Genomic DNA, 15,446 nt, shown 5'->3' with positions numbered 1-15,446 from the left:
GTGTGACTGTGACGACCCGACCCACCCGTACGAAGTCCACCGGCGCCTGGGCTGACGGCGACCGGACCCCGCTGAACCCCAATGAGGCGTTCAAGCAGGAGGACGACGCGCTCAACGTGCGCGCGCGGATCATCGACGAGTACTCGAAGCAGGGCTTCGACTCCATCGCCGAGGACGACCTGACGGGGCGCTTCCGCTGGATGGGTCTGTACACCCAGCGCAAGCAGGGACTGGACGGGACGCACACCGGTGAGGACGACATCTCGGACTCCCGCTTCATGATGCGCGTGCGCAGCGACGGGGGACAGCTGACGACCGAGCAGCTGCGCGCCATCGCCACGATCAGCACCGACTTCGCGCAGGACACGGCCGACATCTCCGACCGGCAGAACATCCAGCTGCACTACATCAACATCGAGGACGTCCCCGAGATCTGGCGTCGGCTGGAGGCGGTCGGGCTGTCGACGACCGAGGCCTGCGGTGACTGCCCCCGCACGATGATCGCCTCGCCCGTCGCCGGGATCGAGAAGAACGAGATCGTCGACGGCACCGATGCGCTGCTGGAGATCAAGCGGAAGTTCATCGGCAACCCCGAGTTCTCCAACCTGCCGCGCAAGTACAAGACCGCGATCTCCGGCTCGCCCACCCACGACATCGCGCACGAGATCAACGACATCTCCTTCGTCGGGGTCGTCCACCCCGAGCACGGCCCGGGATTCGACGTCTGGGTCGGTGGCGGACTGTCGGTCAAGCCGATCTTCGCCCAGCGCCTGGGCGTGTGGGTCTCGGCTGCCGAGGTCCCCGACGTCTGGGAGGCCGTGACGGGGATCTTCCGCGACCACGGCTACCGGCGGCTGCGCAACAAGGCCCGGCTGAAGTTCCTCATGGCTGACTGGGGACCGGAGAAGTTCCGCGAGATCCTCGAGCAGGACTACCTCGGGCGTCGTCTCGCTGATGGGCCGGAGGCCACGGTCGCACCCGGCACCCGCCGTGACCACGTGGGGATCCACGAGCAGAAGGACGGCAACGTCTGGGTCGGCGCAGCGCCGATCGCCGGGCGCATGACCGGGACCAAGCTGACCCGGCTGGCCGAGCTCGCCGAGGCCGTGGGCAGCCACCGCATCCGCTTCACGCCGCACCAGAAGGTCCTCGTCCTCGACGTGCCGCCGGCCGATGCGGACCAGCTCGCCCTCGACCTCAAGGAGCTCGACCTCGAGGTCCACCCGAGCGAATGGCGCCGCAATGTCCTCGCGTGCACCGGCCTGGAGTTCTGCAAGCTGGCCCTGACCGACACCAAGAACCGCGCCCGTTGGACGGTCGAGGAGCTCGAGAAGCGCCTGCCGGACATGGACGTCCCCTTCAGCATCCACCTCAACGGTTGCCCCAACGCCTGCGCCCGCAGCCAGGTCGCCGACGTCGGCCTCAAGGGCATGCTCGAGCAGAAGGAGGACGGCAGCTACATCGAGGTCTTCCAGGTGCTGCTCGGCGGCTCGCTCGCCGAGGACACCTCGCTGGCCCGCAAGACCCGCGCACTCAAGGTCGCCGGCGATGACCTGCCCGACTACATCGAGCGCCTCGCCCGCACCTACCTGGCCCAGCGCGAGGACGCCGAGTCCTTCGCCCACTGGGTGCGCCAGGCCGACGAGGACGACATCCGATGAGCACGGCGATCTCCACCGACCGCCTGCGGGAGCTCGCGAGCGAGGGCGAGTCGCTCTTCGCCGAGCTCGAGGAGCAGCTGGGCGGGGACCACGAAGGTCGGATCGAGCTCGGCCGTCGGGCACTGCTGTGGGCGCACGAGACCTTCGGCGACGACCTCACCGTGGCCAGCTCGATGGGTGACGAGGTGCTCGTCCACCTCGTCGGCACGACCCTCGACACGGCCGACGTGTTCTTCCTGGACACCGGGTACCACTTCGCGGAGACCCTCGGCACCCGTGACGCCTACGAGGCGATGCTGCCGATCACCATCCGCACCATCTACCCGAAGCTGACCGTCCCCGAGCAGGACGCCGAGCACGGGCCGAAGCTGCACGACCGCGACCCGAACCTGTGCTGCGCCATGCGCAAGGTCGAGCCGCTGAACCGCGCCCTCGAGGAGCACGGAGCCTGGGTCACCGGCATGCGCCGCGAGGACGCGCCGACCCGCACCGACATCACGATCGTCGGCTGGGACGAGCGCCGCGGCATGGTCAAGCTCAACCCGATCGCTGGCTGGACCCAGGACGACGTCGACCAGTACGCGGCCGAGAAATCGGTCTTCCTCAACCCCCTTCGTCAGAGCGGGTACGCCTCCATCGGGTGTGCCCCCTGCACCCGGCCCGTCGCCGAGGGCGAGGATGCCCGCGCCGGACGTTGGTCGGGAACCGACAAGGTGGAGTGCGGACTCCACACGTGACGAGCCCGGCATGACCACCGTCCTGCTGGCGCACGGGTCCCCGGACCAACGGCACTCGCACACGTTGGAGCGGTTGTGCGAGCGCGTCGCTGGCCCACTGCGGGAGGCCGGTCACGGCGAGACCCAGCTGGCCTACATCGAGCACGACCACCCGCGCCCGCAGGACCTCGGGCCGACCCTGACCGACGAGGTCACCGTCGTCCCCATGCTCATCACCCCTGCCTTCCACGCCCGCGTCGATGTCCCTGCGGCGGTGCGGGCCCTCGGTGCAGCAGGGGCGCCCGTTCGAGTGGCTCCCGCGCTCGGGGGAGACCCGCTGCTGCTCGACGCCGTCGACGAGCGGCTGCGCGCCGCCGGGCACGCTGTCGACCGACCGGTCCTGCTCGTCGCCGGGGGATCACGCTCCGGGCAGGCTGGGCAGAGCATCCGCACACTGCTCGATGCGCATCCACGACCGGGCTGGCTGACGATGACCCTCGCAGCTCCCAGAGCCGGCGCCACGACCGGTCGCGTCGTCGTCCCGGCGACCCTCGCCGAAGGGGTCCTCCACGACAAGGTGGCCGCCATCGCGCAGGCCGCAGGGTCCCCCTTCGTCCCCGGGGGACTGGCGGACACCACCGCCGTCGCCTCGCTCGTCCTGCGCCGCGCCCTGGGCTGACACACCCGTAGGGAATCCTGAGGGGACCGGCGGGGTTGTCGCCTCCGGACGACGAGGAGCAGACACGGATGACGATGAACAACGCCTGGGGCCTCATGCGCTCGATGAGCAGCAACGAGACGACGCGAGCGCCCCTGCCCCCCGGGACCGCCCGGCGGGTTCTGGGCTATGCCCGACCCTTCAGCCGGGTCATCGCCGGGTTCCTCGTGCTGGTCGCCGTCGGATCAGTCACGGTCGTCGCAGTGCCCCTGCTGCTGCAGCGCCTCATCGACGACGGAGTGATCCCCCAGGAGCGTGGCGTCGTCGTCACGATCTCGCTCCTCGTGGCGCTCATCGCGCTCGTCGAGGGCGTGACCACACTCGTGCAGCGCTGGCTGTCCGCGCGCATCGGCGAGGGGCTCATCCATCACCTGCGCACCGAGGTCTTCGCACACGTGCTGCGCCAGCCGATCGCCTTCTTCACCCGGGCACAGACCGGTGCGCTGGTCAGCCGGCTCAACAACGACGTCATCGGCGCCCAGCAGGCCTTCACGACCGTGCTGTCCTCCGTCGTCAGCAATGTCATCTCGCTCGTGCTCATCCTCGGCGCGATGTTCGCCCTGTCGTGGCAGCTGACGCTCGCCGCCCTGGTGCTCGTGCCCTTCTTCATCCTCCCGGCCAAGTGGATGGGCCGGCGCCTGGCCTCACTCTCGTCGGAGCAGATGAACCTCAACGCCGACCTGGGCAACCAGATGACCGAGCGCTTCAACGTCGCCGGCGCGCTGCTCGTGAAGATCTTCGGGCAGCCCTCACTCGAGGTGACCCAGTACGACCAGCGCGCTGCCAGGGTGCGCGACATCGGCGTGCGGATCGCGGTCAACCGCGCGGTCTTCTTCGTCATGCTCACGCTCCTGGCCTCGCTCGCCACCGCGATGGTCTACGGTTTCGGCGGCATCATGGCCGTCGAGGGAACCCTGACGGTCGGCACGCTCCTGGCCCTCGCGGCACTGCTGGCCCGCCTCTACGGTCCGCTCACCGCCATCTCCAATGTCCACATCGACATCCTCACGGCGCTCGTCTCCTTCGCCAGGCTCTTCGAGCTGCTCGACATGCCCTCGAGCATCCAGGAGAAGCCCGATGCGCAGCCGCTGCCCACGGGGGAGGCGCTGTCGGTCGAGATGGACGACGTGCACTTCACCTACCCGGGAGCCGACTCGATCTCCCTGCGCTCCCTCGAGGGCACGACCACGGGCGATCGCGAAGAGGGGGGCCCTGTCCTGCAGGGAGTGAGCCTGCGGGCCGAGCCCGGTCAGCTCATCGCCCTCGTCGGGCCGAGCGGCGCCGGCAAGAGCACGATCACCTCGCTCGTCACGCGCTTCTACGACCCGACGGGTGGGGCGGTGCGCATCGGCGGGCGCGACCTGCGCGACGCGACCCTCGAGTCGGTCAGCGCCACCGTGGGGATGGTGACCCAGGAGGCGCACCTCTTCCACGACACCCTGCGGGCCAACCTCGCCTACGCGCGGCCCGAGGCGACCGAGGCGGAGATGTGGGAGGCGCTCGAGTCCGCCCGGATCGGCCACCTCGTCCACACGCTGCCGGCAGGGCTGGACACCGTTGTCGGGGATCGCGGGCACCGGCTCTCCGGCGGTGAGAAGCAGCGCTTCGCCATCGCCCGCCTGCTGCTGAAGTCGCCCGCCGTGCTCATCCTCGACGAGGCCACCGCCCACCTGGACAGCGAGTCGGAGGTGGCCGTGCAGCGCGCGCTCGACGCCGCACTCGAAGGGCGTACCGCGATCGTCATCGCCCACCGCCTGTCGACGATCCGGGCAGCCGACCAGATCCTCGTGGTGGACGACGGCCGGGTCGTCGAGCGCGGCACCCACGAGGAGCTGCTCGCGGCCGCTGGCCTCTACGCCACCCTCTACGCCACGCAGTACGACGGGGGCGTGTCGCAGGACGCAGCCGAGGTCACCGGCTGAGGATCACCCGTCCTCCTCGTCCCAGATGCGCACCTTCTTGGTGCGCGGCGTGCGCTCAGAGCCGTCCTGCGCCTCGCGCCGCAGCGCCATGACGAGGAAGACCCAGAAGGCGGGGATGGCCAACCACCACTGGATGGCATAGGCCATGTGCGGCCCGGTGCCGGTGTCGGGGACCTCGAGCGGGTCCGGTCGCGGGACCTTCGGGTCCTCGGACTGGAGCGACAGGTAGCCACCGAGCAGCGTGCCGTCGACCTCTGCGTCAGCCTCCGGCAGGTTGATGCTGGCGAGCTGACCCGGCTGCATGTCGCGACCCAGACTCTTCTCGCCCAGTCGGATCCAGCCGGTTGCAGTGACCTCACCCGAGGGTGCCGGCGGGACCTCGGGGTCGACGTCGGCCCCCTTCGGGCTGTTGTCCACCCACCCGCGGTCGACGAGGAGAACCTCCCCACTCCTGAGGCGAAGGGGGACGAGCACCTCATAGCCGTAGGTGCCGTCGAGCGGTCGGTTGCGCACGAGGAGCTGCTCGTCGGCCAGGTACTCACCTGTGGCGGTGACGCGTATCCACTCGTCCTCCAGGGACGCCGGTGTGTCCGTGAGGACATCGGTCACCGGGACGGGAGTGGCCGCGTAGTGGTTCTCGATGCGGTCGGCGCCAGCGGCCTTGTCCTCGTACTTGCCCCACTGCCACTGGCCCAGCCAGACGAAGACGATGGACATCAGGACCGCGAGGGCGAACCACCCGAGCCATCTCGGGGTGAGGGCACGACGCAGCATCAGCCGGCGTCGGCAGGGATCTCGTCGACCGCGCAGGTGGCCACGGGGAAGCCGCGAACCGCGAGGTGGTCACGCAGGACATCTTCGTGCTCGCCGCACGCCAGCCACACCTTGCGGCGGGACTCGTCGTGGATGCGCGGGTTGCGCCACAGGACCGCTCGGGTCGCCTGCTGGCGGCACGCCTTGCGGCTGCAGACCAGGTCCTCGGTGCTCACCGGTGGCCCACCTGTCGTCGCGGGTCGTCCACCGCGGTCATCGTCGTGTCCTCGGGGCGGGGCCGCACGGCGTTGACGAGGACGACCGCGATGTAGGGCAGGACCACAGCCAGGGCGACACAGACCCAGCGCAGCCACCCTTCGAAGAAGTAGGCGCCGATGAAGCAGGCCGTCCGCAGGGCCATCGTCGCCAGGTACTGACGCATGCGTCCGATCTGCTCGTCGTGGAGCGAGATCGGGGCGGTCGTGACCGACGGGATGGACGTGTGTGGCACGTCTTCAGACTACGCCGCACGCCGCCAGGGCGTTCCACGGGGCGGGCTCGGTGCCACATACCCGGCGGTAGTGCTCTAGCGTCGTGCCCAGACGTGATCTGACGCACTTGAACCACGACGAAGGAGCAGGATGACACCGCGCCGAGTGCTCGTCACCGGAGGTAATCGAGGCATCGGCGAGGCCATCGCCCGACGCCTGCAGCAGGACGGCCACACGGTCGTCGTGACCTCGCGGTCGGGCGACCCCGTCGACGGGCTCGACGTCGTCGCCTGCGAGATCACCGACAGTGACTCCGTGGACGCCGCCTTCGTCCAGGCCAAGGAACGCCTGGGAGGTGACGTGGAGGTGCTCGTCGCCAACGCGGGGATCACCAAGGACACCCTGCTCATGCGGATGACCGATGACGAGTTCTCCTCGGTCGTCGACACCAACCTGCACGGCACCTTCCGCTGCGTGCGCCGCTCGGCGACCCCGATGGTCAAGGCCCGCTTCGGTCGGGTCGTCCTCATCTCCAGCGTCGTCGGTCTCTACGGCTCGCCCGGCCAGGCCAACTACGCCGCCTCCAAGGCAGGGCTCGTCGGCCTCGTCCGGTCGATGACGCGTGAGCTCGGAGCGCGGGGCATCACTGCCAATGTCGTCGCACCCGGATTCATCGAGACCGACATGACGGCGGAGCTGCCCGACAAGACCAAGGCCGAGTACCAGGCCGCCATCCCGGCACGTCGATACGGCGGGGCGCACGAGGTGGCCGCGGCCGTCTCCTTCCTCGCCTCCGACGACGCGTCCTACATCTCCGGCGCGGTCATCCCCGTCGACGGCGGCCTCGGCATGGGCCACTGACACACCTTCCTTCCCGCAGAACGAAAGGCAGCAGATGCTCACCGGCAAGACCTTCCTCATCACGGGCGTCCTCATGGAGTCCTCGATCGCCTTCCATGTCGCCAAGCTCGCTCAGGAGCAGGGCGCCAAGGTGATCCTCACCAGCTTCGGCCGGACCATGAAGATCACCAGGACGATCGCCAAGCGGCTGCCCCAGGAGGCGCCGGTCATCGAGCTCGACGTGACGAGCGAGGAAGACCTCGCCGCGCTGGCTGACCGCATCGGCGAGCACACCGAGCGACTCGACGGGGTCCTGCACTCGATCGGCTTCGCCCCCGAGGGAGCCTTCAACTTCCTCGAGGCGAAGTGGGAGGACGTCGCCACCGCGGTGCACGTGTCGGCCTACTCGCTCAAGGCGCTCGGCGTCGCCGCACTGCCACGCATGACCGAAGGCGGCTCGATCGTCGGCCTGACCTTCGACGCGTCCTTCGCCTGGCCGGTCTACGACTGGATGGGAGTCGCCAAGGCGGCCTTCGAGTCCACCAACCGCTACCTCGCACGTGACCTCGGTCCGAAGGGGGTCCGCTGCAACCTCGTCGCCGCCGGCCCGATCCGCACGACCGCAGCCAAGTCGATCCCCGGCTTCGAGCAGTTCGAGGAGTCCTGGGACGACCGCTCGCCCATCGGCTGGGATGTCAACGACCCGGTACCGACGGCCAAGGCCTGCACGATGCTGCTGTCGGACTGGTTCCCCGCGACGACCGGCGAGATCATCCACGTCGACGGTGGCGTGCACGCGATGGGAATCTGAGCCCCGCTCGCTGAGAGGCCGTCCGCGGCCGTCCGAAGGGTCGCGCTCCCGGTGAGGACGGCCGGCGCGCTGCCGAAGTCCCTCGTCGGTGGGTGGGTGCGTTGTCGTTCTCGACTTCGGCTTGAGGCTGCGCCGACCCTCCTCACCGTCCGCTCGGCTTGAGGCTGCGCCGACCCTCCCTTCGGCCCGTGGCGGTCGACCTGGCGTCGTTGTGCCCACCTGGTCGACGTAGGACTGCCAGCCGGGCGCACGTATCGACACCGGGCGCTGGTATCGACGCCGGGCGCAGGGCTCAGGCGAGGGGGTGACCGCCCTCGTCGTCGGGCTGGGCGAGCGGGGTGATGCCCAGGATGTCCAGGACTCGCCGCAGGTCGGGCTCGTCGATCGAGACGTCCGCCTGCTCGCGCACGGCGGGCTTGGCGCAGAAGGCGATGCCGAGCTGGGCCGCGGCCATCATGTCGAGGTCGTTGGCTCCGTCACCCACAGCGACCGTCCGGTCCATCTCGATGCCGGAGGCGGCGGCGAGCCGGGTGATGAACTCGGCCTTTGCCGCACGGTCGACCACATCGCCGAGCACCTTGCCGGTGAGGCGACCGTCGACGATCTCGAGGTGGTTGGCCCGGGCGTGGGCGATCCCGAGCTCGCTCGCCAGATCGTCGACGACCTCGGTGAAGCCACCGCTCACGAGCCCGACGGTGTGGCCGGCCTCGACGAGCGTCGTGACGAGGGTACGGGCGCCTGGCGTCAGCCGGACCGCGGCGCGAACCCGATCGAGCACCTCGACGGGCAGCGCCGCGAGAGTGGCCACCCTCGCGTGCAGACTCTGCGCGAAGTCCAGCTCACCTCGCATTGCTGCCTCGGTGACCGCAGCGACCTCCTCGCGGGTCCCGGCGTGCTCGGCGATGAGCTCGATCACCTCGTCGCGGATGAGGGTGCTGTCGACGTCCATGACGAGGACGAGCGGTCCTTCGCCGGGGAGGGCGGGTGCCGGTGCCTGCTCGGTCGTGCCCGGGGTGCGTGCCATGGCAGGAGTCTAGGTCTGGTCGAAGACGTATCCCTTGCCCACCACGGTGATCCCCGACTCGGTGACGTGCAGGCCACGCGCCCGGTCCTCGTCGTGGTCGTGCCCGAGGCGGATTCCCTCCGGAAGGTGCACCCCCTTGTCGACGATGACCCTGTTCAGATGTGCGTACCGGCCCACGTCCACACCGTCGAGCAGCACGCTGTCCAGCACGTCGCTGTAGCTGTGGACAAAGACGCCGGGGGACAAGACGCTGTTGTGCACGTGCCCGCCGGAGACGACCACGCCGGGGGAGACGATCGAGTTGTTGGCCCCGCCGGCCCGCTCGCCGTCGGCGTGGACGAACTTCGCCGGCGGGTAGGGGCCGTGGTTGGTGTTGATCGGCCAGCTGTAGTTGTAGAGGTTGAAGACGGGGTGGATCGACGTCAGGTCCATGTGTGCGTCGAAGTAGCTGTCGAGCGTCCCGACGTCGCGCCAGTAGCCGCGGTCGCGGTCGCTCGACCCCGGCACGGTGTTGTCCGCGAAGTCGTAGGCGTATGCCGACCCCCGCGAGACGAGGTCAGGGACGATGTCCCCACCCATGTCGTGCTTGCTCTCCAGCTCGGCATCGCGCTTGACCGCGTCCATGAGCGCCTGCGCGCTGAAGACGTAGTTGCCCATCGACGCGTAGATCTCGTGGGGTGCATCGGGCAGCCCGGCCGGGTCGCTCGGCTTCTCCCGGAAGGCGGTGATCCGTCGCCCGTCGTCAGCCACCTCCATGACGCCGAACTGGTCGGCCATGGCGATCGGTTGCCGGATGGCCGCGACCGTGCAGTCGGCGCCGGTCTCGATGTGCTGGGCGACCATGTCGGAGAAGTCCATCCGGTACACGTGGTCGGCACCGACGACCACGACGATGTCGGGCCGCTCGTCGACGATCGCGTTGAGGGACTGGTAGATCGCGTCCGCGCTGCCCGTGTACCAGCTCTTGCCGCGCCGCTGCTGGGCCGGGATGGGTGCCACGTAGTGGCCCAGGGGCGAGGCCAGCCGCCAGGCCTGGCTGACGTGCCGGTCGAGGCTGTGCGACTTGTACTGGGTGAGCACGATGATCTTGGCGTAGCCCGAGTTGACGACATTGCTCAGGGCGAAGTCGACGAGGCGATAGATCCCGCCGAAGGGGACGGCTGGCTTGGCGCGGTCAGCGGTCAGCGGCATGAGGCGTTTGCCCTCGCCGCCGGCGAGCACGATGGTCAGGACCTTGGGTTGGCTGCGCACGATCAGGCTCCCTCTCGTCGCTCACTGACGTCCGGCCGGGGCCGGCGCCTTCGTCCTGCCCAAACCTAGTCGCAAGAGCAGGCCGGCCATAGGGTGACGCCATGCGCGTCGACATCCTCAGCAAGGAGTACCCACCCGCGGTGTACGGCGGGGCGGGGGTCCACGTCGCGGAGCTGACCCGGGCCTTGCGCGAGCGTGGTGACACCGACGTGCGCGTGCGCTGCTTCGGCGACCCGCGGGGCGAAGGGGGGACCACCGGCTACGCGGACCCGCCCGGCCTCGCAGGGGCCAACCCCGCCCTCACGACGATGGGCGTCGACCTGGCGATGGCGGCCGACTGCGGGGGGACGGACCTGGTCCACAGCCACACCTGGTACGCCAACTTCGCCGGTCACACCGCCTCGCTCCTGCACGGGGTCCCGCACGTCGTCTCCGCGCACAGCCTCGAGCCGCTGCGCCCGTGGAAGGCCGAGCAGCTCGGCGGCGGTTACGCCCTGAGCTCGTGGGTGGAGCGCACCGCCTACGAGGCCGCCGCCGGTGTCATCGCCGTCAGCCATGGCATGCGGGCCGACATCCTGCGCAGCTACCCGGCGATCGATCCCGATCGCGTCCACGTCGTGCACAACGGCATCGACTCGCAGCTGTGGCAGCCAGCAGAGGACCTGACGGTCCTGCGCCGCCACGGCGTCGACCCTGACCGTCCCTCGGTGCTCTTCGTCGGGCGCATCACCCGACAGAAGGGCCTGCCCCACCTCCTGCGGGCCGCCCGTGCACTGCCGCCGGAGGTGCAGCTCGTGCTCTGCGCCGGCGCCCCGGACACCCCGGAGATCCTCGCCGAGGTCGAACAGCTGATCACGCAGCTGCGGTCCGTGCGTGACGGCGTCGTCTGGATCCCCGAGATGCTCCCGCGGGCCGAGGTCATCGCGCTGCTGACGTCCGCGACCGTCTTCGCCTGCCCCTCGGTCTACGAGCCCCTGGGCATCGTCAACCTCGAGGCGATGGCGTGCGGGCTGCCGGTCGTCGCCACCGCCACGGGCGGGATCCCCGAGGTCGTGGTCGACGGGGAGACCGGGTGGCTCGTCCCGATCGAGCAGGTTCAGGACGGCACGGGTGCCCCGGTGGACACCGACGGGTTCGAGGCCGATCTCGCGGGTGCCCTCACCGACGCGCTGTCCGATCCTGCGCGGGCACGCGAACGGGGAGCCGCTGGGCGTGAGCGCGCCGTCTCGCAGTTTTCGTGGACGAGCATCGGCGACCAGACCATGGCCGTCTACGAGAGCGTGCGGCACCAGTCCTGACGGGTGATCTCGCTGATCACCTCGCCGAGCTCCGCGCCCGGGAGCGGCTCGCCCCACTCACGAACCTCCGTGCGCAGCTCACGCATACCGAGCCGGCGCATCACGCCGCGCGACCCGGTGTTGACGACCATCGTCTCGGCTCGCACGACGTCGAGCTGCGGGTCGGCGAAGGCTTCGGTCACTACGGCACTGGCACCCTCGACGGCCAGGCCCTGCCGCCACCAGCGACGAGCGAGCCGGTAGCCGAGCTCGGCCACGCCCCCTTCGCGCGGCCACACGGCCCACCAACCCACCGGTTGGTCGTCGACGTGCCCGATCCACATCGGCCCGGGCAGCTGCGGTGCCCAGTGGTCGCGCCTCCTGCGCGGTCCGGCCACGGCCGAGGATGTGGCGCAGCACCTCCGGGTCGGAGTCGAGCTCGACGAGGAAGGGGAGGTCCTGCGGCTGCGCAGGGAGCAGCCGGAGTCGCTCCGTGTGCAGCGGCCGGACGCACGTCACCGGATGGGGACCCAGCCGGCCATCTGGGCGCACGCGGCATTGGTGGCATCGGCGAGGCTCTGCTCGCAGGTCCGAGCGAGCCGGCGCAGCGCGGCGGACCGGGTCGCGTCGTGAGCGGCGGTGACCGCTCCCGAGGAGCTGAGGCCGATCTCGGCGGCCACGGCGACGGTTCCTGCCAGGCCGATCACCTTGCGGGCGCGCTCTGGCAGGGCGTCGGGCAAGGACCAGTCGGCCCCGAGGCGGTCGTCGACGAGATCACGCGACAGGTCATCCGCCCAGGGCGCACCGCCGATGCGGTCCAGCTCCTCGACGGAGGCGAGCAGCTCGCGGCGCAGGTGCCGCTCGAGCTGCGAGGGCTCCAGCGCCTCGATGCGGTGGGGTGGCACCGGGTCGGCATCGTGCTCGACCCAGTCGATGCGCAGACCCTGGGCCCCCTCCGAGCCGAAGGTCGAGATCGATGGCACGAGCATCCCGCCGAGACCGGCCACGAAGACGGCCTCGCCGGCGTGGACTGCGGCGTCGGTCGCGATGGGGCCACAGCGTGGCAGTCCGCCGAGGTCTCCGGGACCGGGGAGCGCGACGAGGAGGGCTGCTTCGCCCATGTCCCGCCACACGCGGACCTGCTCGACGAGGCCCTCGGTGTGGTCGACATCGGGCAGTGCGCGCTCGATCGCGTGGGTGAGTGTCGTGCCGCCGGACCAGGCATGCGTGACCCACAGGGCGACACGGACGGAGGCAGGCAGCTCGGGCATCGCAACGATGGTAGTTCGCGGTCGATAGGGTCGGGTCCATGAGTGATGTCCTCGCACTGGCCGGTGCCACCGTCGTCCGTGGTGAGTCGACGCTCGTCTCCGAGATCGACTGGGAGGTCGAGGAGGGCCAGCGGTGGGTCGTCCTCGGGCCCAACGGTGCTGGCAAGACCACGCTTCTGCAGCTCGCTTCGGCTCGCATGCACCCCACCCGAGGGGTCGTCGGCATCCTCGGCGAGGTCCTCGGCGCCGTCGACGTCTTCGACCTGAGGCCGCGCATCGGGCTGGCCTCGGCCTCTCTCGCCGACCGCATCCCCGGCAGCGAGAGAGTCTCCGATGTCGTCGTCACGGCGTCGTGGGGCGTCGTCGGTCGCTGGCGCGAGGGCTACGACGATCTCGACCACGCGCGTGCTCGCGAGCTCCTCGAGGCGCTCGGAGCGGGCCACCTGAGCGACCGCACCTACGGGACCTTGTCGGAGGGGGAGCGCAAGCGCGTCCAGATCGCCCGGGCGCTCATGACCGACCCGGAGCTGATGCTCCTCGACGAGCCTGCCGCCGGTCTCGACCTCGGCGGCCGCGAGGACCTCGTCCAGCGCCTCGGTGCCATCGCCGGCGACCTGGAGGCTCCTGCCCTCGTGATGGTCACCCACCACGTCGAGGAGATCCCGCCCAACTTCACCGATGTGCTCCTCCTGCGCGAGGGCCGGGTCGTCGCGCAGGGGCCGATCGAGATCACGCTCACCGAGGCCAACCTGTCGGACACCTTCGGTCTCGACCTGGTGCTGGAGCAGCACGGGGACCGCTGGTCGGCACGAGCGCGCGGCTGACCCCCTTCGACACTGGGTGGTCGCACCCGGTGCGCCGGTGATCACTCTCACAGCACCGTTGGGCATGATGGACACACGCGAGCACAAGGGGGATGAGCATGGACTGGTTGGGTGACAACCTGTGGCTGGCCTGGATGGGGCTGGCACTCGTGCTCATCGCCATCGAGGCGATGACCGTGGACTTCGTCTTCGTCATGCTCTTCGGCGGCGCCCTCATGGGTGCCCTTGCGGCAGCGCTGGGCGCGCCGGTCGTCCTCCAGGTCGTGGTGGCCGTCATCGTTGCGCTGCTGCTCATCGCCGTCGTGCGGCCGATCATCAAGCGCCAGTTCACCAACCCGGCAGCCTCCGCCGACATCGGGTCGGGCGCACTGTCCGGGAGGAGCGCGCGGGTGCTCGAGACGGTGACGGAGACCGACGGCCGAGTCCGTCTGGCCGGCGAGACGTGGAGCGCGCGGGTCCCCGACGGCAGCCCCGCGTGCGAACCGGGTACCGAGGTCCGAGTGCTCTCCATCGACGGCGCCACGGCGATCGTCACCCACCAGAACCTGACCTGACGGCCCGGTCCGTCACGCACGAGGGACGTCCATCGGGCGTCTCCCCAAGGAGGACCGGGGCACAGCGACCGGTCCGACACCCGAAAGGACACCCATGGGCATCCTGATCTTCCTCGCAGTACTGCTCGTCTTCGCGCTCGTCATGCTCTTCAAGACGGTGCGGATCGTTCCGCAGCAGACCGCGCTGATCATCGAGCGACTCGGCCGCTACTCCCGCACCCTCGAGGGCGGGATCCACATCCTCATCCCCTTCGTCGACAGGGTGCGCGCCAGCGTCGACCTGCGTGAGCAGGTTGTGAGCTTCCCGCCGCAGCCGGTCATCACGTCCGACAACCTGGTCGTCAACATCGACACGGTCATCTACTACACGGTCACCGACGCCAAGCGGGCCGTGTACGAGATCGCCAACTTCATCCAGGGCATCGAGCAGCTGACGGTCACGACCCTGCGCAATGTCATCGGCTCCCTCGACCTGGAGCAGGCCCTGACCAGTCGCGACCAGATCAATGGCCGGCTGCGAGGGGCGCTCGACGAGGCGACCGGACGCTGGGGCATCCGCGTCAACCGCGTCGAGCTCAAGGCGATCGACCCGCCGTTGTCGATCCAGGAGTCGATGGAGAAGCAGATGAAGGCCGAGCGCGACCGCCGTGCGGCGATCCTCAACGCCGAGGGCGTCAAGCAGTCCTCCATCCTCACCGCAGAGGGCGAGAAGCAGTCGGCCATCCTGCGTGCCGAGGGCTCGGCCCAGGCGGCTGTCCTGGAGGCCCAGGGCCAGTCCCGCGCCATCAAGCAGGTCTTCGACGCGATCCACCGCGGCAAGCCGACGCAGAAGCTGCTCGCCTACCAGTACCTGCAGGTGCTGCCCCAGATCGCGACGGGTGATGCCAACAAGATGTGGATCATCCCGAGCGAGCTCACTGACGCCCTGCGCGGCATCGGTGGGGCACTTGGCGGCAATGGCACTGACGGACACGGCGTCGACGCCGAGGAATTTGTCGACCCGGGTCCCGAGGACGACTCCAATGTCTTCGCCGAGACCGCGCTGGAGGACCCGGGCCAGGCGCTGGCCGAGGCACGCGGTCAGGCCGGCCAGGCCTCGCGCGAGGCCAGTGAGCACGCGACCCCCGCATCACGGGTGCAGCCCTCGCAGGCAGCGCCTGGGCGTCCGCAGGTACCGACCGAGGAGACGCAGCCGCAGGGGAGTGGCCCGGAGGGTCCCGAGGCACCCGAGCAGCCGCCGGCCCCGCCGGTGCAGGGCGACCCGGACGCCTCGCACTGACGCGTTCCGCGTGGCATCCCGATGACCTGACACCCGGTCCGCCCCGTCTAGGGT

Annotated in this window: 17 protein-coding genes; 10 read left to right on the top strand and 7 right to left on the bottom strand. The window is 69.9% G+C overall.

Translation table 11 applies throughout. The features are described 5' to 3' along the window. Window positions 1-8: 8 nt before the first annotated feature. The 4 genes from ASG73_RS12495 (at window position 9) to ASG73_RS12480 (ending at window position 5,017) form a co-directional block, all read left to right on the top strand. Window positions 9-1,661: a nitrite/sulfite reductase gene (locus ASG73_RS12495; protein WP_082567216.1), complete on the top strand. Its 1,653-nt coding sequence runs from the start codon at window positions 9-11 to the stop codon at window positions 1,659-1,661. Beyond that, window positions 1,658-2,398 carry a phosphoadenylyl-sulfate reductase gene (locus tag ASG73_RS12490; protein WP_156466277.1) on the top strand — a complete coding sequence of 247 codons (741 nt, stop codon included), beginning with the start codon at window positions 1,658-1,660 and terminating at the stop codon, window positions 2,396-2,398. The genes ASG73_RS12495 and ASG73_RS12490 overlap by 4 nt, the downstream gene beginning before the upstream one ends. A gap of 10 nt (window positions 2,399-2,408) precedes the next feature. Next, window positions 2,409-3,056 (top strand): sirohydrochlorin chelatase, encoded by a 648-nt coding sequence (locus ASG73_RS12485; protein ID WP_055995578.1) that lies wholly within the window; start codon window positions 2,409-2,411, stop codon window positions 3,054-3,056. A 68-nt stretch (window positions 3,057-3,124) separates the two neighbouring features. Then, complete coding sequence (locus ASG73_RS12480; RefSeq protein WP_055995575.1) at window positions 3,125-5,017, top strand: ABC transporter ATP-binding protein; 1,893 nt, start codon at window positions 3,125-3,127, stop codon at window positions 5,015-5,017. Window positions 5,018-5,020: 3 nt separating this feature from the next. Here ASG73_RS12480 and ASG73_RS12475 read toward each other — a convergent pair whose 3' ends face one another. Genes ASG73_RS12475 through ASG73_RS12465 form a run of 3 tightly spaced genes read right to left on the bottom strand, consistent with a single transcriptional unit; the run spans window position 5,021 to window position 6,281 of the window. Then, complete coding sequence (locus tag ASG73_RS12475; protein WP_055995572.1) at window positions 5,021-5,791, bottom strand: SURF1 family cytochrome oxidase biogenesis protein; 771 nt, start codon at window positions 5,789-5,791, stop codon at window positions 5,021-5,023. Next, window positions 5,791-6,006 (bottom strand): hypothetical protein, encoded by a 216-nt coding sequence (locus ASG73_RS12470; protein WP_055995568.1) that lies wholly within the window; start codon window positions 6,004-6,006, stop codon window positions 5,791-5,793. The genes ASG73_RS12475 and ASG73_RS12470 overlap by 1 nt, the downstream gene beginning before the upstream one ends. Continuing rightward, the gene (locus tag ASG73_RS12465; protein ID WP_055995565.1) at window positions 6,003-6,281 is read right to left on the bottom strand and encodes a DUF3099 domain-containing protein; all 279 of its coding nucleotides are present in this window, start codon (window positions 6,279-6,281) and stop codon (window positions 6,003-6,005) included. Before ASG73_RS12465 ends, ASG73_RS12470 begins: the two co-directional genes overlap by 4 nt. A 130-nt stretch (window positions 6,282-6,411) precedes the next feature. On the opposite strand from ASG73_RS12465, the gene fabG reads away from it, so the two are divergent. Together fabG and fabI are read left to right on the top strand one after the other, a co-directional pair. Next, entirely contained in the window at window positions 6,412-7,122 is a 711-nt protein-coding gene (fabG, locus tag ASG73_RS12460) for a 3-oxoacyl-ACP reductase FabG (protein WP_055995562.1), read from the top strand. Window positions 7,123-7,156: 34 nt separating this feature from the next. Next, entirely contained in the window at window positions 7,157-7,912 is a 756-nt protein-coding gene (gene fabI / locus ASG73_RS12455) for an enoyl-ACP reductase FabI (protein WP_055995559.1), read from the top strand. 292 nt (window positions 7,913-8,204) lie between these two features. Here fabI and serB read toward each other — a convergent pair whose 3' ends face one another. Next, a complete protein-coding gene (gene serB / locus ASG73_RS12450; RefSeq protein ID WP_055995556.1) occupies window positions 8,205-8,936 on the bottom strand; it encodes a phosphoserine phosphatase SerB in 732 nt (243 codons plus the stop codon). Between the two features lie 9 nt (window positions 8,937-8,945). Continuing rightward, complete coding sequence (glgC, locus tag ASG73_RS12445) at window positions 8,946-10,193, bottom strand: glucose-1-phosphate adenylyltransferase (RefSeq protein ID WP_055995553.1); 1,248 nt, start codon at window positions 10,191-10,193, stop codon at window positions 8,946-8,948. Window positions 10,194-10,288: 95 nt separating this feature from the next. Here glgC and glgA point away from each other — a divergent pair, with 95 nt between their 5' ends. Continuing rightward, on the top strand, window positions 10,289-11,485 hold the full coding sequence (glgA, locus tag ASG73_RS12440) for a glycogen synthase (protein ID WP_055995550.1): 1,197 nt from the start codon (window positions 10,289-10,291) through the stop codon (window positions 11,483-11,485). Here the strand turns inward: glgA and ASG73_RS12435 are convergent. After that, entirely contained in the window at window positions 11,458-11,862 is a 405-nt protein-coding gene (locus tag ASG73_RS12435; RefSeq protein WP_200946818.1) for a GNAT family N-acetyltransferase, read from the bottom strand. The genes glgA and ASG73_RS12435 overlap by 28 nt on opposite strands. 117 nt (window positions 11,863-11,979) lie before the next feature. Then, window positions 11,980-12,735 (bottom strand): hypothetical protein, encoded by a 756-nt coding sequence (locus tag ASG73_RS12430; protein WP_055995544.1) that lies wholly within the window; start codon window positions 12,733-12,735, stop codon window positions 11,980-11,982. A 38-nt stretch (window positions 12,736-12,773) separates the two neighbouring features. Between ASG73_RS12430 and ASG73_RS12425 the strand changes: the two genes are divergently transcribed. From ASG73_RS12425 to ASG73_RS12415, 3 genes are all read left to right on the top strand, one after another. Next, the gene (locus tag ASG73_RS12425; protein ID WP_055995541.1) at window positions 12,774-13,559 is read left to right on the top strand and encodes an ABC transporter ATP-binding protein; all 786 of its coding nucleotides are present in this window, start codon (window positions 12,774-12,776) and stop codon (window positions 13,557-13,559) included. 98 nt (window positions 13,560-13,657) lie between these two features. Further along, the gene (locus ASG73_RS12420) at window positions 13,658-14,113 is read left to right on the top strand and encodes an NfeD family protein (protein WP_055996080.1); all 456 of its coding nucleotides are present in this window, start codon (window positions 13,658-13,660) and stop codon (window positions 14,111-14,113) included. Window positions 14,114-14,207: 94 nt separating this feature from the next. Then, complete coding sequence (locus ASG73_RS12415; RefSeq protein ID WP_055995538.1) at window positions 14,208-15,392, top strand: SPFH domain-containing protein; 1,185 nt, start codon at window positions 14,208-14,210, stop codon at window positions 15,390-15,392. Window positions 15,393-15,446 lie beyond the last annotated feature (54 nt).

Source organism: Janibacter sp. Soil728 (assembly GCF_001428305.1).
Classification (GTDB): Bacteria; Actinomycetota; Actinomycetes; order Actinomycetales; family Dermatophilaceae; genus Janibacter.
The sequence above is the reverse complement of the archived record's forward strand: the minus strand, read 5'-3'. Positions and strand labels throughout refer to the sequence as shown.